We start from the raw sequence: 22379 nt of genomic DNA, 5'->3' as shown, positions 1-22379 counted from the left end.
CCTGGACGCCCGGGCGCCTACCGTCGGGTGCGCAGCGCCACGGCGCGCCCCGCGCACCCGACGGCGAACACGCCCAGCATGGTGGCGACGCTGGCCGGAGGCAGCGTCGCCGCCAGCAACAGGCACGCCGCTCCGCCGGCGGCATTCAGCCACCGCGGGGAATACCAGGGGCGTTCCCGCAATGTCCAGGCCGAGGCGTTCGCCACGGCGTAGTAGACCAGCACGCCGAAGCTGGAAAAGCCGATGATCGTCGTGACGTCGGTGGCCAGCACCAGCAGCGCGACGAGGACGGCCACGGCGACTTCAGCCACCCAGGGAACGCTATGCCTTGTCGACACCCGAGCGAGGGCCACCGGGAGGTCGCCGCCGCGCGCCATCGCCAACGCCGTGCGTGAAATGCCCGCGACCAGCGCCAGCAGGGCCCCCAAAGCCGCCAGCGCCGCTCCCGCCGCCGCGATCCACGCCGGGGCGCCGAGCCGCACGACGGCGTCGCGCACCGGCGTCGTCGTCTCGGCCAATCCCTCCAAGCCGAGGAGGTGCACCAGTCCCGCCGCCAACACGCCATACAGCACCAGTGTGGCGCCGAGGGCGCCCACGATGGCCAGCGGGATGGTCCGCTCCGGATCCCGCACCTCCTCGCCGAGCGTTGCGATGCGCGCGTAGCCCGCGAACGCGAAGAAGAGGAGCGCCGCAGCCTGGGGGACCGCCCACGCGTGGGGAGCCCCGGCGGCCGCATCCGGCGCGGCAGCCGTACCGGTCAGGGCACCCACGGCGACGAACGCCAGGAGCCCCAGGACCGGAGCGAGCAACAGGCGGGCGGCACCTGCGGTGCGGTTGATGCCGCGAAGGTTCACGGCCGTCACGGCGGTAACCGCGCCGATCGCCAACGGCACCGCGTAGCGCGGGGCGGCGTAGAGGCCGAACGTGTACGCCATCGCGGCGCAGGACGCCGTCTTACCGGTGACGAACCCCCAGCCGGCAAGGAACCCCGGCCATGGGCCAAGTTGTTCGCGACCATAGAGGTAGGCGCCGCCGGACGAGGGGTGGACGGTGGCCAGTGCGGCAATCGCGAGGGCGTTCGCCGTCGCGACGACCGCCGCAAGCATGAGCGCAACCCACAGCATCGAGCCCGCCCGCGCGGCGGCGGGGGAGAGGACGACGAACACCCCGGCGCCGACCATCGAGGCGATTCCGAGGGTTGTCGCGTCGAACAGGCCGAGTGAACGCTTCAGGCGTGAGGGCGACGCCATGGGTTCCTCCGGGTACTCGTCGAGGCGGCCGCGCTGGGCGGCGGTGCGGAGCGAGGGCCCCTCGAGAGAAAGGGTGCCTGATTCCGGCGGCCGTCGGCCGACCGGTAAACTCGTTCAGGATTGATCTAACCACAACGCCACGCATGACGGCCGAGAGCCGGATGCGGACGCAACCCCCTCCGAAAGGACCGCAGTGCTGCGCACTCACGACCTGGGTACCCTCAGGGCCGAGCACATTGGACAAACCGTCACCCTGGCAGGCTGGGTCGCCCGTCGCCGAGACCACGGTGGGGTCGCGTTCCTCGACCTGCGCGACGCATCGGGCGTCTCCCAGATCGTGGTGCGCGACGAGGCCGATTTCCACCACCTGCGCAACGAATTCGTCCTGCAGGTGAGCGGCACCGTCGAGCGTCGGCCCGACGGCAACGAGAACCCCGCTTTGGCCACGGGCGAGGTCGAGGTCATCGCCGAGAACGTCACCGTGCTCAACACGGCCGCCCCGCTTCCGTTCCAGGTGGACGAGCACGTCGAGGTCGGCGAGGAGGCGCGCCTCAAGCACCGCTATCTCGATTTGCGCCGCCCGACACCGAACGCCAACATCCGCCTGCGTTCCGAGGCGAATCGCGTGGCGCGCGAACTCCTCCACGGCGAGGGCTACGTGGAAATCGAGACGCCCACACTGACGCGTTCCACCCCGGAAGGCGCACGCGACTTCCTGGTGCCGGCGCGGTTGTCCCCGGGCGCCTGGTACGCCCTGCCGCAGTCCCCGCAGCTGTTCAAGCAGCTGCTGCAGGTCGGCGGCTTCGAGAAGTACTACCAGATCGCCCGCTGCTACCGCGACGAGGACTTCCGGGCGGACCGCCAGCCGGAGTTCACGCAGCTGGACATCGAGGCCTCGTTCGTCGAGCAGGACGATGTGATTGCCCTCGGCGAGAACATTGTCAAGGCGCTGTGGCAGCTCATCGACGTGGAGATCCCGACGCCGATCCAGCGCATCACGTACCGCGATTCCATGGCCCGCTACGGCTCGGACAAGCCGGACCTGCGTTTTGGTCTCGAACTGACGGAGCTGACTGAGTTCTTCAAGGAGACGACGTTCCGCGTGTTCCAGTCCGCCTACGTCGGCGCCGTCGTCATGCCCGGTGGGGCATCCCAGCCGCGGCGCACGCTGGATGCCTGGCAGGAGTTCGCCAAGCAGCGTGGCGCCAAGGGCCTGGCGTACGTGCTCATCCAGGAGGACGGCTCGCTGACCGGTCCGGTCGCCAAGAACCTGTCCGACTCCGAGCGCGAGAACCTGGCCGCCGAGGTCGGCGCGAAGCCGGGCGACTGCATCTTCTTCGCCGCCGGGGCACGCGACGAGTCGCGGGCGATCCTCGGCGCGGTCCGTGTGGAGATCGGGCACCGCACCGGCCTCATCAAGGACGGCGACTGGGCGTTCGTGTGGGTCGTGGACGCGCCGTTGTTCGAGGCCGCCTCTGACGCCGTCGCTTCAGGCGACGTCGCTGTGGGTTCTGGCCAGTGGACCGCCGTGCACCACGCCTTCACGTCACCGAAGCCCGAGTTCATGGACACGTTCGACACGGATCCGGAGAACGCACTCGCGTACGCGTACGACATCGTCTGCAACGGCAACGAGATCGGCGGCGGATCGATCCGTATCCACCAGGCCGACATCCAGGAGCGAGTGTTCCGGATGATGGGCATCGAGGAGCAGGCCGCTCAGGAGAAGTTTGGCTTCCTGCTCGAGGGGTTCAAGTACGGCGCGCCGCCGCACGGCGGAATCGCCTTCGGCTGGGACCGCGTGGTGCAGCTCATGACCGGGTCGGACTCGATCCGCGACGTGATCGCGTTCCCGAAGACGGGCGGAGGCTTCGACCCGCTGACGGCCGCTCCTGCGCCGATCACGCCGCAGCAGCGCAAGGAGGCCGGCGTCGATTCCAAGCCCGAGCCGAAGAAGGAAGCCGGCAAGACGGAGGCTTCCGAGGCCAAGGACCAGGTCGCCGCGGGCAAGTAGCCGCATGGCGAGGGGCCGCTTTCGACGGTCCATGTACGACGTCGGGGCGTGCACCAACCGGTGCGCGCCCCGATGCGTGTCTGGTTGTCTGGCCCGATGCTTTGCGGGTGGACTCCGCCTAGTCGGCTTGTGTGGCTGCACGGGCTGCTGTCCGCTGGGCGGGGGGGGGTGTTCCTCCACGGTCCCGAATGAGCGGGAAATTAGCATCTCTTTTCCCCAAATGGTGTCTTGAGGTCTATTCTGTCGTATCTGTTTTCTAGTGCTGGTGTATGGACGGGACGCGGGATTCGGAGAGTGGCCGGGGGGACGCGCGGGGCGCGGTCCCGGGCCCTGGCGGGTCCGAAGGCTCCGCGTCCACCGGGTCCGCGGGTGGCGCGGCGGATTCCGCGGATTCCGGTTCCGCCCGGCATTCGGGGTCTGCCGGGGGGCCTGGGGGGACGGGGCTGGTGGAGCCGGTCGAGGCGGTGGAGGGCGTGTCGGCGGAGCATGCGTTGTTCGTGGGTGGGCGGTTGCGGGTGGTGGATCCGGGGGCGCTGACGTTGGAGGAGGCGGTGTTGCTGACCCGCGAGGGCGCCCGGCGGCGTGCGGGGTTGGACGCGGACGAGGTGCGGTTGCGGGCCGCGGCCGTGGAGGCGGTCCACCGGGAGCGGTTGGCGGAGCTCACCGAACTGGCCAGGACCTCCCGGGGCGTCTACCGGCCGTGGGCGGAGCGGTTGCGCGCGGAGTTCGCCGAGACGGACCCGAAGGTGGATTGGTGGGCGACGGCGGCCGCGGCGACCGAGCTGGCCCCGGCGACCGGAACGTCCGAGGCGACGATGCAGGCGCGCGTCGCCCACGCGATCGAGCTCACCACCCACCGGAAGGCGTCCCTTACCGCGCTGGGGAACGGGGAGCTGGGGTTCGGGCACCTGCGGGTGATCCTGGAGGCCTGCGAGGCCGTCCAGCCCGCCGCGGTCCCCCCTCCGGGGAACGGGGCGGACCCGGCCGTGCTGGAGCGGTACCGGCGGGACGTGGCGGCGGAGGTGGAGTTGATGGAGGCGCAGCGGGACTGGCTGGAGGCCGAGCTGCTGGCCTTCGCCCCCGGACGCACCCCGGCGGATTTGGGGAAGAAGGCCCGGCGGGTGCAGGCGAAGATGGGTCCGGGGGTGCTGCGGGAGCGGGTGAAGGCCGCCGGGCGCCGGCGCGGGGTCTGGGTCGAACCCGGAACGGACGGGATGTCTCGGATGCACGCCGAGCTCCACGCGGTGGACGCGGTGGCGATGATGGACCGGATCCAACGCATCGCCACGACCCTGCACCGCGTCCAGGGCGAGGAGCGGACCATGGCGCAGTTGCGGGGCCTGTCAAGTTTGCTGTGTAAGGGGCCGGTCGGTTATCCGGTCTGCCAGGTGGTCAGATCGGGAGTCTGTTGGGGAATTGGATGGCGAATGCGTTGAGTGCTTGGTGCCATCCGGCGGTGCCGGTTCCAAGTTCTCCGCCCCTGGTCGTTTCGATGTTGCGGATCCCCAGATAGACCAGTTTGATCGCGGCCTCGTCCGAGGGGAACGAACCTCTGGTTTTGGTGATTTTGCGCAACTGGTAGTTGATCGATTCGATCTGGTTGGTGGTGTAGATGACCTTGCGGATCCCGGGGGTGAACGCCAGGAACGGCGTGAAGTCCTCCCACGCGTTCCGCCACGCCAGCACCGCACCGGGGGCCTTGGTGCCCCAGGCCTCGGCGAAGTGCTCCATGGCCAGCTGGGCTGCCTCCACGGTCGCTGCGGTGTAGATCGGGCGCATGTCCCTGGCCATCGTTTTACGGTCCTTGTAGGAGGCGTATTTCATGGCAGTGCGCAGCAGGTGGACCACGCAGGTCTGGACCACGGTTTCGGGGTAGACGCTGTTGACCGCGGTCGGCAATCCGGTCAGCCCGTCGCAGCACAGGATGAGGATGTCGCGGGTTCCGCGGTTGCGGATTTCGGTCAGGACGTTCGCCCAGAACTTCGCCCCCTCCGAGGCGCCGAGCCAGAGTCCCAGGACCTGCTTGCGGCCCTCCAAATCAACGCCCACGGCCACGTGGCAGGCCTTGTTGACCACGACGCCGCCGTCCCGGATCTTCAGCCAGATGGCGTCGATATAGACGATCGGGTAGACCTCCTCCAAGGGCCGGGACTGCCAGTGGGTGATCTCGTCGGCGATGACGTCGGTGACGCGGGAGATCGTCGCGGCCGAGACGCGCGATCCGTAGATCTCCTCCAGATGGGAACCGATATCGCGGGTGCTCATCCCCCGGGCGTAGAGGGACAGGACCATGTCCTCGACCTTGCCCAGCCGGCGGGCTCCCTTGGGGACGATGACCGGCTCGAAGGAGCTGTTCCGGTCCCGCGGCACGGTGATCTGCAAGGGGCCCTGCAGGGTCTGCACGCTCTTGGTGGTTTTTCCGTTGCGGGAGTTGCCCGTCCCGGCTCCGGCGGGGTCCCCGGACTCGTAGCCGAGGTGGTCGCTGAGCTCGGTCTCCAAAGACCGTTCCAGGACCGCCTTGGTCATCCGGGACAGCAGCTCCTCGACCCCGTGCCGGCCCTCACCGAGGTCCTCGGCGGCGCTCACCAATGCGTCGATCTGATCGGCGCTCAAAACGCCATCCAACGGATTCTCAATCATGGTGTTCTTGGCCAAAACGGCCCGTCCTTTCACAGGGTAAAACCTCAGGTCACACCCCAGTTAGAGACCGGACCCTTACACAGACAATGAAACACCCTCCAGTTGCGCGCCGACGTCCTGGCCGCCCTGGTGCTGGGCACCGAGGACGGGGACACGTGGGCGAACATCAAGGCCGAGATCATGGTCCTGCTCCCGCACGACGTCCTCACCGGCGACGCCGGCACCCTCCTGGAAACCACCCTCGCCGCCATGGACGCCACGGACGCCACGGACGACGCCGGGAACGCCGATAGCGCGGGCGCCACCGACGACGCCGACGACGCGGACGGCGCGGACGGCGCGGACGCCACGGGCGCTCCCTCCGGCGCCGTCGGCGGAGGCGGCGCTGGCCGCCCCACCGGCTTTCCTCCCCACCGCACGGCCGGGACGGCCCCGCCTGGCGATCGAGGCGGCAGGGACGGAGCGTCGTTTGGGGGCAGGGACGCTGCCGGCGGCGGGGCCGTCCATGGCGCAGACGCCGCCGGCGACAGGGCCGCCGACGGCGCTGCCGTCGCCCACGAGCGGGGTGTCGGGGCGTGCGGGGCTGATGGGGCGGCCGACGAGCCCGAAGGAACCCGCGGGGGTGGCGCCGCGGACATCCCGGCGGGCACCCGCCCGGCGCAGGACAGCGGTCCGGACACGGCCACGGTCATGGCCCCTGCCAGGGCGTCTGAAACGACCCCGGACGCCGAAACCGCGGACGGACCGGCCACGGCAAACGAAACAACCACCACGGACACCGAGACCGGCGATCCGGACGCCGCGGCCGCAGACGCCGACCCGGCGGACGGCGCCAAACCCGGCGCGGGACCCGGTGCGGGATCCGGCGGGGTTCCCGGTGGCGGTCCCGAGGTGTGCGAACTGGCCGGATACGGCCCGATCGACCCCGCCGCCGCCCTGCACCTGGCCCGGCTTGCCGCGACGTGGGCGACGCTCTACGCCTCCCCCGACGGCACCGCGATCGTCGCCATGGGACGGGCCCGCTACCGACCCACCGAACCGATGCGCCGGATGCTCACCGCCCGGGACCCCTACTGCACCCACATCGGCTGCGCGCGCGTGGACTCCGAAAACGACCACATCACCGAATGGCAGGACGGCGGAACCACCGACCTGGACAACCTCGCCCCGCGCTGCCCCAAACACCACAAGATGAAAACCGTCGGACTCTGGCAAACCCTCACCACCGGAAACGGCTCCGTCACCCACACCTCGCCGGCCGGATTCACCTACAACACCGACACCGAAATCCCCTGGCAAACCACCAAACCACCGCCGCCGCCCGGCGGCCGAAGCGATCGTGGCCCGGACCCCCACAACGGCGGAATCCGAACCGAGCACCAAGCCGAAGCCGAAGCCGAAGAATCCTGGCGACGATCACTGGCCGAACTCCGCCAAAAAACCGACACCAGCCAACCCCAACCACCGGACCCAGAACCGGACCCGGGGCCCGGGCAACCCAACGGCGCCGTCAACGACGACGGACCACCATTTTAGCGCGCGGTCGTTTCAGCACGGCCCCTATCAGAACCGTTAACGGGGACGAGCGACGCGAACCAAAGCGCTCGAACTAGGGCAAGTCCGCGGTGTCCACGATGAGCGTGAAGGGCCCGCTGTTCACGAGTGAGACCTCCATCATCTCGCCAAAGGCCCCAGTCTCCACGGTCGCGCCGAGCATCCGCAGACAGCGGACAAACTCCTCGTAGAGGGGTTCCGATTGCTCCCGGCCTGCCGCGATCGTCCACGATGGTCGACGTGCCTTGCGAACGTCGCCGTAGAGCGTGAACTGGGAGACCACCAGCAGGGGCGCACCCGCCGAATGGCACGACTGCTCATCCTGGAGCATCCGCAGGTGCCAGACCTTCTCCGCCAGTTTCAGAGCTTCGCCCGGTCCGTCACTCCGATTGACACCCAACAACACCAGTAGTCCAGCGACATCGATCCGCCCCACAGTTGCCCCGTCCACCGTCACCGATGCACTCGACACCCGTTGCAATACCGCTTTCACGTGTCAGTTCCTCTCGCTCCTCCCACCCGGTTGCCGCAGACCGGACGATCCTATTCGAAGCTCTGTCCTAGACCCCGCGGCGTGCACCCGCCGTGGACGGTAGGTTGGTGGGCGTGAATGATCTGTTCAGTCTCGAGGAGAACGACGACGGGGAACAGTCCGGCGACGACCAAGCCGACGGCGGTACCGCCCGCCGCCCTCGGGCGCCCCTGGCCGTCCGGATGCGGCCCCGTGCCTTGGACGAGATTGTGGGCCAGTCCCACTTACTAAGGCCCGGTTCCCCGCTCCACCAGCTTGCCGGTGCGGCGACCACCGGTCCCGCGGGCCTTTCGAGCCTGATCCTGTGGGGACCCCCCGGTACGGGAAAGACCACGCTGGCCCATGTGATCGCACGCGGAGCGGGACGCAAGTTCGTCGAGCTGTCCGCGATCACGGCCGGCGTGAGGGATGTGCGCCGGGTCATGGACCAGGCGCTGTCCGACCGCGACCTGCACGGCATGACCACCGTCCTCTTCCTTGACGAGATCCACCGCTTCAACAAGGCCCAGCAGGACGCCCTGTTGCCGGGAGTCGAGAACCGTTGGGTGGTGCTCGTCGCTGCGACCACAGAGAACCCCTCCTTCTCCGTCGTCGCACCCCTGCTGTCCAGGTCGCTACTGCTCACCCTGAAGCCTCTGGAGGAGCCGGACATCCGCGCGCTCGTGCTCCGCGCGGTCGAGGACGAGCGCGGACTCGCCGGAACCGTAAGGTTGGACGACGACGCGCTCGAGCACCTCGTGAAGCTTTCTGGTGGGGATGCGCGGCGCTCACTCACCGCGCTCGAGGCCGCAGCCGGCGTCGCATGGGGAGAAGCCGAGGGCGCAGAGGGCACCATCGCTGTTACCGCCTCCCACGCCGAGCGGGCCATGGACGCCGCCGTCCAGCGCTACGACCGCGCGGGCGACCAGCACTACGACGTCATTAGCGCATTCATCAAGTCGATCCGCGGATCCGACGTCGATGCCGCGCTGCACTACCTGGCCAAGATGCTGGAGGCGGGGGAGGACCCGCGTTTCATCGCGCGCCGCCTGATGATCAGCGCCTCCGAAGACATCGGCATGGCGGACCCCACCGCACTCCAGACTGCGGTGGCGGCCGCCCAAGCGGTCCAGCTGATCGGCATGCCCGAGGGCCGGCTCGTCCTGGGCCACGCCGTCGTGCACCTCGCGACGGCACCCAAATCGAACGCGGCCTACAACGGGATCAACGCCGCAGTCGCGGACGTTCGCGCTGGCAGGGGACAAGGCATCCCAGCGCATCTGCGCGACGCCCATTACCCCGGGGCAGGCCAACTCGGGCATGGAAAGGGCTATGTCTATTCACACGACGAGCCGCACGGGATCGCGCGCCAGCAATACGTGCCGGACGACCTCGTGGGACGCGACTACTACACTCCGACCGCCAACGGGGCCGAAAGGTCCATTGCCGAACGCCTCGAGAAGATCCGGCGGATCGTCCGCGGCAAATAGCCGATGGTAGGATGGATCCTTGGCTGGCAAGCCGTCCCCCTTTGGCGCCCTCGGGCGTTGCGCTCCGGCGTGTGGGGGTTCGCGCTGTAGAACACAGGGAAGCGGCTTCCCCTCACTCTCCATCATGGAGGCCAGACTCAACACAGCCGCCGACAGAAAAGAAGGACACCAGTGGCTAACAACACCCGTGCCCGCCGCAAGGTCCGCATTTCGCGTGCCCTCGGCATCGCCTTGACTCCCAAGGCAGAGAAGTACATGGAGCGTCGCCCGTATGGCCCCGGCCAGCACGGACGCGCCCGCAAGAAGCAGGACAGTGACTACGCGGTGCGTCTGCGCGAAAAGCAGCGTCTGCGCGCCCAGTACGGCATCCGCGAGGCACAGATGACGCGTGCCTTCGAGGAAGCCAAGCGCACCGCCGGCCTGACCGGTGAGAACCTGGTCGAGCTGTTGGAAATGCGTCTAGACGCCCTGGTCCTGCGTGCCGGCTTCGCCCGCACCATTGCCCAGGCCCGCCAGCTCGTCGTGCACCGCCACATCGTGGTGGACGGCCAGCGCGTTGACCGCCCGTCGTTCCGCGTGTCCGAGGGTCAGCTAATCCACGTGCACGAGCGTTCCGAGACCATGGTGCCTTTCCAGGTCGCCGCGGCCGGCGCCCACCGCGATGTTCTCCCCGCCGTCCCGGGCTACCTGGACGTCACGCTGGAGAAGCTTCAGGCGCGTCTCGTGCGCCGCCCGAAGCGCTCGGAGGTCCCCGTGACCTGCGAAGAGAACCTCGTCGTCGAGTACTACGCGCGCTAGTCCCGGGCCCACCGGGTCGACTGTGCGTCGATCGAACCAAAGAGCCCGCGGCCTTCCGGCCGTGGGCTCTTTGGTTCGCACCGCGGTTGGTAGTGTTGGGAACCGTTGTTAGCACCGAAACGAGGAGCAGTTCATATGACCGGATCCGACATCGCCGGCCTCATCGCCGCGGGAGTCTTCGCCGTGCTGGTAGCCCTTCTGGCGATCCCCGTCTGGAAGTTGGGAAAGGTATTCGACGAGTTGCGCCACGCCGTGCGCGAGCTCTCCGATGGCACCAGCCCCCTGCTGGAGGAAGTGACGACCACCGTCTCCACCACGAACGCACAATTGCGCAAGGTCGACGGCATTACCAACAACGTCTCGGACGCCTCCGCGAACATCACCGCGCTTTCCTCCCTGGTGGCGTCCACGCTCGGATCTCCCTTGATCAAGGTGGCTGCCTTCAGCCACGGCGTACGCGCCGCACTATCCGCAACCACCGACGGCAAGGGCCGCCGCAGCCGCTAGAAAGGCGACGTACGTACATGATCAAGAAGATCTTCTGGGTCGGCATCGGGATCGGCATCGGCGTTTTGGCCGTGGGCAAGATCAACCAGGTGCGCACCGCCACGAGCAAAGACGGCCTGAACCGTGCCGTGGGCCGCCTGGCCGACTCGCTAGCCGCCACCGGCGAGGCGTTCCGCGACGGGATGTCCGGACGCGAGTCCGAATTGCGTACTGCGCTTGGTCTCGCGTCCGATGCCCAGGGGGCTCAGGCCTCCCCGGCGACCGCACGCCGCTACTAGCACCCGCATTCCGGGCGCCAACCCCAACTCTCAGTTCCTCGAAGGGATCAACGACACATGAAATCGCAGGACATCGCCCGCCGGTGGGTGGACTTCTTCGTCGCCAAGGACCACACCGCCGTGCCAAGCGCCTCGCTGATTTCCAGCGACCCGTCGCTGCTGTTCACGGTCGCCGGAATGGTTCCCTTCATCCCGTACCTCACGGCGCGCGAGGAGGCCCCCTACGATCGCGCCACGAGCATCCAGAAATGCATCCGTACCGGCGATATCGACGAGGTCGGAAAGACCGTCCGCCACGGCACGTTCTTCCAGATGGCAGGCAACTTCTCCTTCGGCGACTACTTCAAGGAAGGCGCCATCGGCTACGCGTGGGAACTCCTGACGAGCCCGGTCGAGACCGGCGGCTTCGGGCTGCCGGCGGACCGCCTGTGGGTCACCGTCTACCACGAGGACGACGAGGCCCTGGCCATCTGGCGAGACGTGATCGGCGTCCCCGCGGACCGCATCCAGAAAATGGGCAAGGCGGACAACTACTGGTCCACCGGACAACCCGGACCCGCGGGCCCCTGCTCCGAGATCTTCTACGACCGCGGACCGGAATACGGCATCGAGGGTGGTCCCGAGGCCGACGACACGCGCTACATCGAGATCTGGAACCTCGTGTTCATGCAGTACCAGCGCGGCGAGGGTACCGGCAAGGACGATTTCGAGATCCTCGGCGAGCTGCCGAAGAAGAACATCGACACCGGATTGGGCCTCGAGCGGTTGGCCATGATCCTGCAAGGCGTCGAGAACATGTACGAGACGGACCAGGTGCGTCCGGTCCTGGACAGGGCGGCCCAACTCGCCGGACGGGAATACACCTCCACCGAGGATCCGGCAGACCCCCACCACACGGACGACGTCCGCCTGCGCGTCGTCGCCGACCACATTCGTTCCTCGCTAATGCTGATTTCCGACGGTGTCACGCCCTCGAACGAAGGTCGCGGTTACGTTCTGCGCCGCCTGATCCGCCGCGCGGTGCGGGCCATGCGCCTGCTTGGCGTGGACACGGCGGTCCTGCCCGAGCTACTGCCCGTCTCGCGGGACGCCATGAAGGGCGTCTACCCCGAGGTCGAATCCGACTTCGCGCGCATCTCGCGGATCGCCTACGCGGAGGAAAAGGCGTTCCTACGCACCATCGCCAGCGGCACGGCCCGTCTCGAGGACGCAGTGTCCGCCTCCAAGACCGCCGGACGGGCGCTTTCCGGCGAAGACGCGTTCGCCTTGCACGACACCTACGGGTTCCCGATCGACCTCACGCTGGAGATCGCCGGCGAGGCCGGCCTGGCCGTGGACGAATCACGCTTCAGGGCCCTCATGCTCGAGCAGCGCCAGCGCGCACAGAAGGATTCGCGCCAGAAGAAGGCCGGCCACGCCGACCTGACGGTCTTCGGCGAGCTCAACGCCGACGGCGGCACCCGGTTCACCGGCTACGACGAGCTCACCACCGAATCGAGCGTGCGCGGCATCATCCGGTCGGGCGAGCTCGTGCCGTTCGCCGCGCAGGGCGAGGAGATCGAGCTGGTCCTCGACGAGACACCCTTCTACGCCGAGGCGGGTGGCCAGGCGGCCGACGTCGGCCTCGTCACCGGCGACGGCTTCGTGCTGGAGGTGCTTGACGTGCAGTCACCCATCCGGGGGTTGAGCGTCCACCGGGCCGTGGTCCGCGAAGGCGAACTGCCGTCCGATGCCCGCGTCCTGGCGGAGGTCGACCGGCAGCGCCGCCGCGCGGGTGAGCAGGCCCACTCCGGGACTCACATCGTGCACGCCGCGCTGCACCAGATCCTCGGTCCCGAGGCGCTACAGAGCGGATCGTTCAACAAGGCCGGCTACCTGCGCTTCGACTTCTCCTGGGGCGAGGGCATCAGTGCCGCGGCGCGCAGCGAGATCGAAGAGGTGTCCAACCTCGCCATCCGGAACAACCATTCCGTCCTCACGCGCACCATGCCCCTTGACGAGGCCAAGACGCTCGGCGCCATGAGCCTTTTCGGCGAGAAGTACGGCCGAGAGGTCAGGGTCGTCGAGATCGACGGCGCCTGGTCGCGCGAGCTCTGCGGTGGCACGCACGTGGAGGGCACCGCGCAAATCGGCACCCTGACGTTGTTGGGTGAGCAGTCCGTCGGCTCCGGCAACCGCCGCGTCGAGGCGCTCGTTGGCATGGAGGCCTTCCGGCACGGTGCCGCCGAGCGCGCGCTGGTCACCGAGCTTTCCGAAATGTTCCGCGTGCCCTCCAACCAGCTTTCCGATCGCGTTCAGGCCACCGTCGCCAAGCTCCGCGCCGCGGAGAAGGAACTGGAGAAGCTGCGCAAGGAACAACTCGCGGCACGCGCCGGCAACCTGCTCGCCAATGCGGCAGACGTCGCCGGCATCCGGGTTTTGGCGCACGACGCCGGAGCGGTTGCCTCCGCCGACGACCTCCGGTCGCTGGCGCTGGACCTGCGAGGGCGCCTGGGGTCGTCGGCGGCAGCCGTCGCCATCGCCGGCGTCTCCAACTCGCGTCCGCTGATTCTCGTTGCCACGAACGATGCCGCACGCGCCGCAGGTGTCAAGGCCGGCGCTTTGGTCCGCACCGCGGCGGGGATCCTCGGCGGCGGCGGTGGCGGCAAGGACGACGTCGCACAGGGTGGCGGACAGGATGCCGCAAAAATCGACGACGCGCTGGCAGCAGTGGTTCGACAGATCTCGGAGCGGTCCTGAACACCCCGCCCGCGGCCGCGTTCCGGCGTGGCGTCCGACTGGGCGTCGACGTCGGAATGGCGCGGGTCGGCGTCTCCGTCTGCGATCCCGACGGGATGTTGGCGACGCCGTTGCGCACGCTCAAGCGCGATTCCAAACGGAACACCGACATCCGCCTGCTGACGGACCTGGCCGTTGAGCGCTCCGTCATAGAGGTGTTCGTCGGACTGCCACAGTCGCTTTCGGGCGGGGAAACCCAGTCGACGGCCATGGCGCGCGACTATGCGCGGACCCTGCTGGTGCGTTTGCGCGCGTCCGGTTCCCAGGCGGAGGTGCGTCTGGTGGACGAGCGTTTGACGACGGTTTCGGCCCACAGGTCGCTGCGGGACGCGGGGCTCGATGGTCGAAAACATCGACAAGTTGTTGACCAGGTGGCCGCAGCGGATATCCTGCAACATGCGCTAAACATGCAAAAAGCACTTCAGCGGGACGTGGGGATCGCTGTTGAGATCGAAGCACGTCCGGCGACGGACGACATCTAAAGGACGGCTACCGGTGAACGAGAATCACCCCGAGTACCCCGACCGGGCCCCCAGGCCCGCGCGGGAGTCTACTTCCGGGCCCGTGGAACCGGGTCAGGGCCCGCCGTTCCGGCGTCTGCGAACCGGGCGCCGCCGTGGCGAACCCACGGCGCCCCTGGATGACCGGTCCGCCCACGAGCCCGCGGCGGCGGGGCGGCCCGAGACCGAACGGCGCGCGGCGCCCCCGGCCCGAAGGGCCGCTGCGGACGCGCCCGCCGACGAAGACGCGCACGCGGATGTCCGTCCGGAATACGACTCCGAGGCGAACGACGTCGAAGTCCAGGACGACCCCCTCAACGACGGTTTCCTCCCCACCGGAGGCGCGAAGCCGTCCATCAGGAAACGTCGTCGGCGTCGGCGCAACATCGCGATGTTGATCGTTTTGGGCGTCTTCGCCGTGCTGGTCACCGCCATGGTCCTGTTTCTGCAGAGCCTGTTGGGTCCCGGCGAGCCGGAGGACTTCGCCGGACCGGGCGAGGGCGACGTGAATTTCACCGTGGAGCAGGGGTGGGGGCCTCTCCAGATCGGGCGTGAGCTGGAGGAAGAGGGCATCGTTTCGTCCCGGCAAAGGTTCCTCGAGGCCATCCAGGAGGTGGATGCCGCGGAGAAGGAAATCCATCCCGGCGAGTATGCCCTGAAGTTCAAGATGCCCGCCTTGGATGCCGCCACCATCATGGTCGGCACCGCGGGCGAGAAGGTGCACTATGTGGCCATCAAGCAAAACGTCCGCACCGACGCCGTCTTCGAGGAAATCAATAGAGCCACCGGCATTCCGATCGAAGACCTCGAGGGCCTGAACAGACAGCCCAAGGAGTTCGGGCTAGCGGATCCCGTCGCCACGCTGGAGGGCTACCTCCACCCCGGCGAATACCGTTTCCCTCTCGAAACCGACGCCAAGGGCATCTTGCAGCTGATGGTCGACGCCACGGTCGGGGAACTCGAGACCCAGGGAGTCACGGACGCGGAGGAGCAGTATCGCGTCCTCAAGATCGCCAGTATCCTGCAGGCGGAGGCCAGGCCCGACGACTATCGGACCGTCGCCGGAGCCCTCGAGAACAGGCTCGCGCCGGACAACCGCGAAACGGGAGGCCTGCTGCAGGTCGACTCCGCCGTCATCTACGGGCTCGGGCGGTACTCGCTGCAGTTCACCACCGCCGAGAAGGAGGACCGGGACAACGAGTACAACACCTACGTGCATCCGGGCCTGCCGCCCACACCCATTGGATCACCCGCGAATTCCGCGATCGAGGCCTCCGTCGACCCGGAGGACAACAAGTTCTACTACTGGGTCACGGTTGACACCACCACCGGAGAGACGAAATTCGCCGAAACGTACGCTGAGCACCGCAAGAACCAGGCGGAGTTCCGCACATGGTGCTCGGCCAACCCGGACATCTGCAAGTGACCCCAAGCGGACGCGCCGCGGTCTTCGGGCAGCCCATCGGACATTCGAAATCACCGGCGCTGCATGGTGCTGCGTATGCATCCCTCGGCCTCGACATCTCCTATTCGGCCGTGGAGGCCGGGCAGGAGGACGCCCCCACGCTGTCGGCCATGCTTCGCTCGGAACCGGGCTGGTTGGGCGCCTCGGTAACCATGCCTCTCAAGCGCGCACTGGTCCCCTTCATGGACTCCGTGTCCGAGCGCGTCTCCCGGCTCGGCACGCTCAACACCATCGTGGTGGACGGCGGACCCGACGGCGTTCGGCTCCACGGGGAGAATACCGATGTCGACGGAGTGGTCCGCGCCCTCGCCGACCTGGGGCTGACGTCGCCCGGACGTATCGCCATCCTGGGTGCCGGAGGTACGGCCACCGCCGCGACCGCCGCGGCGCACCTTCTCGGCGCGCACGGAGTGGACTTCGTGGTCCGCTCCGCCGCGCGCGCCGCCGAGTGCGTCGAGCTGGCCCGGAGCTTCGGCCTCGAGGCACGCGCACTCGACGCGCCGTCCGCCGGCGCTCGGATGGGGGAGTACGACGCCGTCGTCTCCACCCTTCCCGCAGGCGCGGCCGACGGGCTTCTCGCGGACCTCCGGGTGGATGCCATACGGCCGGATGCCGCACTGTTGGACGTCGTTTACGACCCTTGGCCCACCAAACTCGCCGAGGCCTGGTCGAAAGCCGGCGGGCGAACCGCCGGGGGATTGTCGATGCTGGTCCACCAGGCCGTCGAGCAGGTCAGGCTCTTTTCGGGCGGCACGGAGGACCAGCGGAAGCAAGTCACAAACGTGATGTGTGACGCAGTGGGCGTAGCCCGTCCCGTTCGGTAGGCCCGCGTCGTGGCAGTATGGAGGTCATGTTGCGTTGGTTGACGGCGGGCGAATCCCATGGGCCCGCCTTGGTAGGAATTCTTGAGGGACTGCCCGCGGGCGTACCCATCACCACGGACGCCGTGGGCGACGCGCTCGCCCGGCGGCGCCTGGGCTACGGCCGTGGCGCCCGGATGAAGTTCGAGCGTGACCAGGTGACGTTCGTCGGTGGCGTGCGCCATGGACTCACCCAGGGCGGCCCGGTCGCCGTGGAGGTCGGAAACACGGAGTGGCCCAAGTGGGAGCAGGTCATGTCCGCCGATCCCGTGGATCCCGAGATCCTGGAGGATCTGGCCCGTAACGCGCCCCTGACGCGTCCCCGACCCGGCCACGCCGATTTCACCGGCATGCAGAAGTACGGGTTCGACGACGCCCGCCCCGTCCTTGAGCGCGCCAGTGCCCGCGAGACGGCGGCCCGCGTGGCGCTGGGAACCATCGCGGCTTCGTTCCTGGAGACACTGGACATCCGCTTGGTCAGCCACACCGTGTCCGTCGGCACCGTTTCCGTGCCCGAGGGGTCGGACCTTCCCGGCCCGTCCGACGTCGTCGCACTGGACAACGACCCGCTGCGCTGCTTCGACCGCGAGACGTCCAACGCGATGGTCAGCGAGGTCGACTCCGCCCACAAGGAAGGCGAGACCCTCGGAGGGGTCGTCGAAGTCCTCGCCTACAATCTTCCGCCCGGATTGGGCTCCTACGTTCACTGGGACCGGCGGCTCGACGCCCGCCTCGCGGCCGCGCTCATGGGCATCCAAGCGATCAAGGGAGTCGAGGTCGGCGACGGTTTCCTCACGGCCGCCCGCCGCGGTTCGGCCGCCCACGACGAAATCGTCCGCGCCGGAGACGGCGTCATCGAGCGGGCCACCAACCGCGCCGGCGGCATCGAGGGTGGCATGAGCATCGGCCAGGTCCTGCGGGTCCGTGCCGCCATGAAACCCATCGCCACCGTGCCCCGCGCGTTGCGGACCATCGACGTCGTCAGTGGCGACGAGGCGAAGGCGCACCACCAGCGCTCCGACGTCTGTGCGGTCCCGGCCGCGGGCGTGGTCGCCGAGGCCATGGTGGCACTGGTACTCGCCCAGGCGGTCCTGGAGAAGTTCGGCGGCGATTCCGTCGCCGAAACCCGCCGCAACGTGGACGCGTACCTCGCCGCCATCCCCGAGTCATTGGGGACGGTTCGCCCGTAATGCGCGGTGGGATCTTCCTGGTCGGCCCCATGGCCACCGGAAAAACCGCGATCGCGCGAGAGCTTTCCCGACAACTGCGGGTGCGCTTCATCGATACGGACGCCGAAGTCGAATCCGCCCACGGCCCCATCCCCGGCATCTTTGCCGCGGGCGGAGAGGCCGCCTTCCGCGCCGCCGAATCCGAGGCCTTGCGGAAGGCCGCCGAGGCGGGGGATGCCGTCGTGGCCACCGGCGGGGGCGCCGTGTTGGACGCCGAAAACCGCGTCCTGCTCGCCGAGCGCTTCACGGTGTACCTCGAGACGGACATCGCCACCGTGGGCCCCCGGATCCGCCATGCCGGGGCGCGTCCGCTCCTGGCGGGAGATCCGCTGGCTCGCTGGACCGAGATCTTCACCGCCCGCGAACCGTTTTACCGCGAATGCGCCCGCCTGACGGTGGACGCGCGCGCCGGTACCCCGGCGCAGATCGCCACGACCATTGGCGACGTCTACCGGCGTCGCACCGCAGAGCACGGAGGCAAACCCTGATGAACACCACAGCGACGACGATCGCCGTCACCGGAACGACGCCGGCGGCGAACTACGACGTGGTCATCGGCAATGCGCTGCTGGGTAGGCTGCCGGAGATTCTCGGGGAGCGCGTGCGCAAGGTGCTTGTCGTTCACCCGCGCGCCCTGCGCGCCACGGGCGACACCGTCAAGGCCGAACTCGATTCGGCGGGCTTCCAGGCCCTCACCGCCGAGATCCCGGACGCCGAGGAAGGCAAGCACATCCAGGTTGCCTCCTTCTGTTGGCAGGTGTTGGGGCAGAACGACTTCACGCGGTCGGACGCGATCGTCGCCGTCGGCGGGGGAGCGGTAACGGACCTCGCGGGGTTCGTGGCCGCCACCTGGCTCCGGGGCGTCAAGGTGGTGCACATTCCCACCAGCCTCCTGGGCATGGTCGACGCGGCCGTCGGGGGCAAGACGGGCATCAACACGGCCGAGGGTAAGAACCTCGTGGGTGCCTTCCACCCCCCGGCCGCGGTGCTGGCGGACCTGGATACCCTGGATACCCTGCCGAAGAACGAACTCGTCACCGGTCTGGCCGAGGCGGTCAAGTGCGGCTTCATCGCGGATCCCGCCATCCTGGACATCATCGAGACGAATCCGGCGGCAGCGGCCACGGCCGGGACCGCCGAACTGCGCGAAATCATCGAACGCGCCGTGCGGGTGAAGGCTGAGGTGGTGTCCGAGGACCTCAAGGAGTCCGGCCGCCGGGAGTTCCTGAACTACGGCCACACCCTGGGCCACTCGATCGAACTAGCCGAGCGCTATTCGATGCGGCACGGCGCCGCCGTTTCGATCGGACTGGTGTTCGCGGCCGAACTGGCGCGGTCGGTTGGACGCATTCCGGATGAACTAGCCGACCGGCACAAGTCGGTGCTGGGCTCCCTGGGCCTGCCGGTGGCCTACCGCAGGGACCGTTGGGCCGCGTTGTTGGACGGCATGCGCCGCGACAAGAAGGCCCGCGGGGACCTGCTGCGCTTCGTGGTCCTCGACGGCCTTGCCAAGCCCGGCATCCTGGAGGTCCCCGATACCTCCCTGCTTTTCGCCGCCTACCAGGAGATCGCCGAGTGAGCGGCGGCACGGATTGGATCGAGACCAACGTCCCCGGCATCGGCCGCGATCCGGAGACGCTCCTGCCGCGGGTCGTCGACGAGGAACTCGCCGACGGACTGCTGGCGGGCGATGATCCCTGCGACAAGGTCGTCGTGCTGATAGCCCGTGGCGACCACCATGCGGCCGCCGAGGTCGTGGCCGAGACGCGCCTGGCCGACCCGAGCAACATCCGAATGCGCATGCTGGACGCCGACGTCATCCGCGCGTCCGGCGACACGGATCGCGCCATCCGGCGGTTGCGAAAGCTTCTGGAGGAGTTCGGGGGCACCGGACACGAGGCCATGCTCCACCAGTACCTCGGCATCCTGCAGTACACCGCGGGCGATCCGCGCGCCGCAATCCAGCGGTTCCGCACGGCGCTCGCGCTCCACACCGAGGCCGGCGCCCTTCCCCGCCGAATCGAACTTGCCCGGCGTTCCCTCGAGGCGGCCGAGAGCCGCGCCGCCACCGTGCGGTAGACTTGTAGATGGTTTTTTGACAATCTGCCCTCCGCCGTCTGTGGCGAGGCCGAACGCCAGCGCGGCTTCGGGTCCGGGCGACAACAGAGAGAGTTCTCGTGGCAACAACTAACGACATCAAGAACGGCACGGTCCTCAAGCTGGAGGGTCAGCTCTGGAACATCGTCGAGTTCCAGCACGTGAAGCCCGGCAAGGGTGGCGCCTTCGTCCGCACCAAGATGCGCAACGTCCGCTCCGGGAAGCTCGTCGACAAGACCTTCAACGCCGGACTGAAGATCGAGACCGCCACGGTCGATCGCGGCGAGTACCAGTACCTGTACCAGGACGGCGCCGATTACGTGTTCATGGACACATCCGATTTCGACCAGGTCACCGTCCCCGGCGAGATCGTCGGCGACGCAGCGAACTTCATGCTAGAGAGCATGATCGTCACCATTGCCATGCACGAGGGCTCCCCGCTGTACCTGGAGCTGCCGGCCTCGGTGGTCCTGGAGATCACGTACACCGAGCCGGGCCTGCAGGGGGACCGCTCCTCCGCCGGCACCAAGCCGGCCACCGTGGAGACAGGCTACGAGATCCAGGTTCCGCTGTTCGTCGAGCAGAACACCAAGGTCAAGGTCGACACCCGCAACGGCGACTACCTCGGTCGAGTCAACTAGTGAGCGCACGGACCAAGGCCCGGCGCCGGGCCCTGGACATACTGTTCGAGTCGGAGCAGCGCGACGTTTCGCCGCTGGAGGCACTGCGCTTTCGCCGTGAGGCCACCGACATCACCGTCAACGAGTACACCGTCACCCTGATCGAGGGCGTGATGTCCGAGATCGACCGCATCGACGAGATCCTCGGCACCTACGCCAAGGGCTGGACGCTCGACCGCATGCCGGCGGTCGACCGCACCGTGTTGCGCATCGGCGCGTGGGAACTCCTCTACAACGACGACGTGCCCGACGGCGTTGCGGTCGCCGAGGCGGTGGGCCTGGCCCGCGTCCTTTCGACCGACGAGTCGCCGGAGTTCATCAACGGGCTGCTGGGCCGCATCCAGCAGCTCAAACCGACGCTGCTGGCGTAGCCCGCGACACTGCTGACCTGGCGGGCCGGACCCCATGGGGTCCGGCCCGCGCTTTCGTCTCAGCGCGGGGCACCGACCTGGGCCAGCAACTGCTGGCGCTGGCGCAGTGCACGCTGCAGCAGCAGTTGCTCCTGACGCTGGGCCGCCTCCACCCCGTGCCCACGGACGATCCGGTGGCGCTCCGCGGCCAAGCGCACCGCCGTCGTCGTGAAGTCCCGCATCAGGCCGCCGGCGCCGTACCCGCGGGCCCACGAGGCGGCGGCCCTCCGGCCGGCCGCGGTTGAGAGCATCGCGACCTCGCGGTCCGTGAACCAGCCGGCTTTCCGGTAGTCGCCGAGACGGCGTTCGGTCAGGCGCCGTTCCGCGCGGCGCAGGAGCCAGACGGCAACCACCGCGCAGATGAAGAGCGGCACCTGCAGGAGCACGTAGAACGACCAGAAATCCGGGAAGAAGACGGCCAGCCCGCCGTTCCACAGGAAATGCCCGAGGATCGCGGGAACCAGGCCCACGATGAAATAGCGTACCCACCACCGGCGGTGCCCCCGGGACGCGGCCAGGCCCAGGGCGAACCCCGTCCACGCGGTGAACAGCACGTGCGCGAACGGCGAGAAGAGTCCCCGCATGACAAACATTTCAGCAACCGCGTCGCCGCCGGCCGCGGTGGCACTGGCGAAATAGAGGATGTTCTCCGTAAAGGCGAATCCGGCGCCAACGGCCCCTCCATAGACGATCCCATCCACCGGGCCGTCGAAGTGCGAGCCGCGCACGAGGAAGATCAACAGCACGCCCAGGCCCTTGGCCAGTTCCTCGACAACCGGCGCCTGGACGACGGCCCCGAAGAGGCCCGGTTCGGCGATGTCCGTCGCGGCGACGATCGGCGCGAAGACGAAGCGGCCCAGCAGCAGCGTGCCTCCCACGGACGCCCCTGCGCCCCAAATGAGGGCCAGCGCCACGGCGCTCTTCGGCTCCGGGTCCCAACGGTCCACCCACCAGAGCCCGGCCAGGCAGATGGCCAACGGAACCATCGCCAGGAACGCCAACGGTAGCAGAATGTCGCGGCCGAAGTTGTCGGCGAGGATGTTCCCCACGTAGACCAGTGCACCCACACACAGCACAAAGGACGCCGAGGCGCGGGAGTCCGCGAACCTGACCAGGCGGTCCATCAGCGGCGCCACCGGTTGCGCGGGCCGGGGACCGGGCCAGGGAGGGGGCACCGCGGGTACCGCCGAGCGCGAATCGTCCGGGGTGTCGCCGTGTGAGGAAAGGCTCATGCCACCCAGCTTAGGTCGATGCGGCCCTGTGGTAATTTTGACGAGGCAGTCACCCTTTAAATGCCGTCCTGTGAGGCGGGGAAGGA

Annotated in this window: 21 protein-coding genes; 17 read left to right on the top strand and 4 right to left on the bottom strand. The window is 68.4% G+C overall.

The window, feature by feature from the left end; genetic code table 11:
* Positions 1–17: 17 nt before the first annotated feature.
* The gene (locus tag AC0QSG_RS03185; protein ID WP_475376630.1) at positions 18–1250 is read right to left on the bottom strand and encodes an APC family permease; all 1233 of its coding nucleotides are present in this window, start codon (positions 1248–1250) and stop codon (positions 18–20) included.
* Between the two features lie 193 nt (positions 1251–1443).
* Between AC0QSG_RS03185 and aspS the strand changes: the two genes are divergently transcribed.
* Positions 1444–3264, top strand: a complete 1821-nt coding sequence (gene aspS / locus AC0QSG_RS03180; RefSeq protein WP_475376629.1) for an aspartate--tRNA ligase — start codon at positions 1444–1446, stop codon at positions 3262–3264.
* A 446-nt stretch (positions 3265–3710) separates the two neighbouring features.
* Positions 3711–4700 (top strand): DUF222 domain-containing protein, encoded by a 990-nt coding sequence (locus AC0QSG_RS03175; protein WP_475376628.1) that lies wholly within the window; start codon positions 3711–3713, stop codon positions 4698–4700.
* Here AC0QSG_RS03175 and AC0QSG_RS03170 read toward each other — a convergent pair.
* Entirely contained in the window at positions 4657–5904 is a 1248-nt protein-coding gene (locus AC0QSG_RS03170) for an IS256 family transposase (protein ID WP_475375259.1), read from the bottom strand. The two genes, AC0QSG_RS03175 and AC0QSG_RS03170, sit on opposite strands and share 44 nt — an antisense overlap.
* 102 nt (positions 5905–6006) lie before the next feature.
* Between AC0QSG_RS03170 and AC0QSG_RS03165 the strand changes: the two genes are divergently transcribed.
* Positions 6007–7440: an HNH endonuclease signature motif containing protein gene (locus tag AC0QSG_RS03165; protein ID WP_475376627.1), complete on the top strand. Its 1434-nt coding sequence runs from the start codon at positions 6007–6009 to the stop codon at positions 7438–7440.
* 73 nt (positions 7441–7513) lie between these two features.
* On the opposite strand, the gene dtd is transcribed toward AC0QSG_RS03165, so the two are convergent.
* Positions 7514–7951, bottom strand: a complete 438-nt coding sequence (dtd, locus tag AC0QSG_RS03160) for a D-aminoacyl-tRNA deacylase (RefSeq protein WP_475376626.1) — start codon at positions 7949–7951, stop codon at positions 7514–7516.
* Positions 7952–8064: 113 nt separating this feature from the next.
* Between dtd and AC0QSG_RS03155 the strand changes: the two genes are divergently transcribed.
* The 14 genes from AC0QSG_RS03155 to nusB all read left to right on the top strand — a co-directional run bounded on the left by AC0QSG_RS03155 (position 8065) and on the right by nusB (position 21022).
* Complete coding sequence (locus AC0QSG_RS03155) at positions 8065–9459, top strand: replication-associated recombination protein A (protein ID WP_475376625.1); 1395 nt, start codon at positions 8065–8067, stop codon at positions 9457–9459.
* Between the two features lie 171 nt (positions 9460–9630).
* Positions 9631–10257 carry a 30S ribosomal protein S4 gene (rpsD, locus tag AC0QSG_RS03150; protein WP_435726210.1) on the top strand — a complete coding sequence of 209 codons (627 nt, stop codon included), beginning with the start codon at positions 9631–9633 and terminating at the stop codon, positions 10255–10257.
* Positions 10258–10392: 135 nt separating this feature from the next.
* On the top strand, positions 10393–10764 hold the full coding sequence (locus AC0QSG_RS03145) for a DUF948 domain-containing protein (RefSeq protein ID WP_435726209.1): 372 nt from the start codon (positions 10393–10395) through the stop codon (positions 10762–10764).
* 17 nt (positions 10765–10781) lie between these two features.
* On the top strand, positions 10782–11042 hold the full coding sequence (locus AC0QSG_RS03140; RefSeq protein ID WP_435726208.1) for a hypothetical protein: 261 nt from the start codon (positions 10782–10784) through the stop codon (positions 11040–11042).
* A 57-nt stretch (positions 11043–11099) separates the two neighbouring features.
* A complete protein-coding gene (alaS, locus tag AC0QSG_RS03135) occupies positions 11100–13781 on the top strand; it encodes an alanine--tRNA ligase (protein WP_475376624.1) in 2682 nt (893 codons plus the stop codon).
* Positions 13782–13837: 56 nt separating this feature from the next.
* Positions 13838–14302 carry a Holliday junction resolvase RuvX gene (ruvX, locus tag AC0QSG_RS03130; protein WP_475376623.1) on the top strand — a complete coding sequence of 155 codons (465 nt, stop codon included), beginning with the start codon at positions 13838–13840 and terminating at the stop codon, positions 14300–14302.
* Between the two features lie 13 nt (positions 14303–14315).
* Positions 14316–15746, top strand: a complete 1431-nt coding sequence (gene mltG / locus AC0QSG_RS03125) for an endolytic transglycosylase MltG (protein ID WP_475376622.1) — start codon at positions 14316–14318, stop codon at positions 15744–15746.
* Positions 15743–16609 (top strand): shikimate dehydrogenase, encoded by an 867-nt coding sequence (locus tag AC0QSG_RS03120; protein ID WP_435726205.1) that lies wholly within the window; start codon positions 15743–15745, stop codon positions 16607–16609. The genes mltG and AC0QSG_RS03120 overlap by 4 nt, the downstream gene beginning before the upstream one ends.
* A gap of 26 nt (positions 16610–16635) precedes the next feature.
* A complete protein-coding gene (gene aroC / locus AC0QSG_RS03115; RefSeq protein ID WP_435726204.1) occupies positions 16636–17835 on the top strand; it encodes a chorismate synthase in 1200 nt (399 codons plus the stop codon).
* On the top strand, positions 17835–18362 hold the full coding sequence (locus AC0QSG_RS03110) for a shikimate kinase (RefSeq protein WP_435726203.1): 528 nt from the start codon (positions 17835–17837) through the stop codon (positions 18360–18362). Before aroC ends, AC0QSG_RS03110 begins: the two co-directional genes overlap by 1 nt.
* Entirely contained in the window at positions 18362–19453 is a 1092-nt protein-coding gene (gene aroB, locus AC0QSG_RS03105) for a 3-dehydroquinate synthase (RefSeq protein WP_475376621.1), read from the top strand. Before AC0QSG_RS03110 ends, aroB begins: the two co-directional genes overlap by 1 nt.
* Positions 19450–19953, top strand: a complete 504-nt coding sequence (locus AC0QSG_RS03100; protein WP_435726201.1) for a tetratricopeptide repeat protein — start codon at positions 19450–19452, stop codon at positions 19951–19953. The genes aroB and AC0QSG_RS03100 overlap by 4 nt, the downstream gene beginning before the upstream one ends.
* A 98-nt stretch (positions 19954–20051) precedes the next feature.
* Entirely contained in the window at positions 20052–20612 is a 561-nt protein-coding gene (gene efp, locus AC0QSG_RS03095) for an elongation factor P (RefSeq protein ID WP_435726200.1), read from the top strand.
* On the top strand, positions 20612–21022 hold the full coding sequence (gene nusB / locus AC0QSG_RS03090) for a transcription antitermination factor NusB (protein WP_435726199.1): 411 nt from the start codon (positions 20612–20614) through the stop codon (positions 21020–21022). Before efp ends, nusB begins: the two co-directional genes overlap by 1 nt.
* A gap of 59 nt (positions 21023–21081) precedes the next feature.
* On the opposite strand, the gene AC0QSG_RS03085 is transcribed toward nusB, so the two are convergent.
* A complete protein-coding gene (locus AC0QSG_RS03085) occupies positions 21082–22293 on the bottom strand; it encodes a PrsW family intramembrane metalloprotease (protein WP_475376620.1) in 1212 nt (403 codons plus the stop codon).
* Positions 22294–22379 lie beyond the last annotated feature (86 nt).

The sequence above is a fragment of the Arthrobacter sp. LT660 genome (assembly GCF_056172845.1).
This window is presented reverse-complemented; position numbering and strand designations above follow the sequence as displayed.

Excerpts from the sequence above, each read along its gene's own strand:
- AC0QSG_RS03185 (WP_475376630.1), bottom strand. The coding sequence starts at position 1,250 with ATGGCGTCGCCCTCACGCCTGAAGCGTTCACTCGGCCTGTTCGACGCG.
- AC0QSG_RS03170 (WP_475375259.1), bottom strand. The coding sequence starts at position 5,904 with ATGATTGAGAATCCGTTGGATGGCGTTTTGAGCGCCGATCAGATCGAC.
- AC0QSG_RS03145 (WP_435726209.1), top strand. The coding sequence starts at position 10,393 with ATGACCGGATCCGACATCGCCGGCCTCATCGCCGCGGGAGTCTTCGCC.
- AC0QSG_RS03140 (WP_435726208.1), top strand. The coding sequence starts at position 10,782 with ATGATCAAGAAGATCTTCTGGGTCGGCATCGGGATCGGCATCGGCGTT.
- alaS (WP_475376624.1), top strand. The coding sequence starts at position 11,100 with ATGAAATCGCAGGACATCGCCCGCCGGTGGGTGGACTTCTTCGTCGCC.
- ruvX (WP_475376623.1), top strand. The coding sequence starts at position 13,838 with ATGGCGCGGGTCGGCGTCTCCGTCTGCGATCCCGACGGGATGTTGGCG.
- aroC (WP_435726204.1), top strand. The coding sequence starts at position 16,636 with ATGTTGCGTTGGTTGACGGCGGGCGAATCCCATGGGCCCGCCTTGGTA.
- AC0QSG_RS03110 (WP_435726203.1), top strand. The coding sequence starts at position 17,835 with ATGCGCGGTGGGATCTTCCTGGTCGGCCCCATGGCCACCGGAAAAACC.
- aroB (WP_475376621.1), top strand. The coding sequence starts at position 18,362 with ATGAACACCACAGCGACGACGATCGCCGTCACCGGAACGACGCCGGCG.
- AC0QSG_RS03085 (WP_475376620.1), bottom strand. The coding sequence starts at position 22,293 with ATGAGCCTTTCCTCACACGGCGACACCCCGGACGATTCGCGCTCGGCG.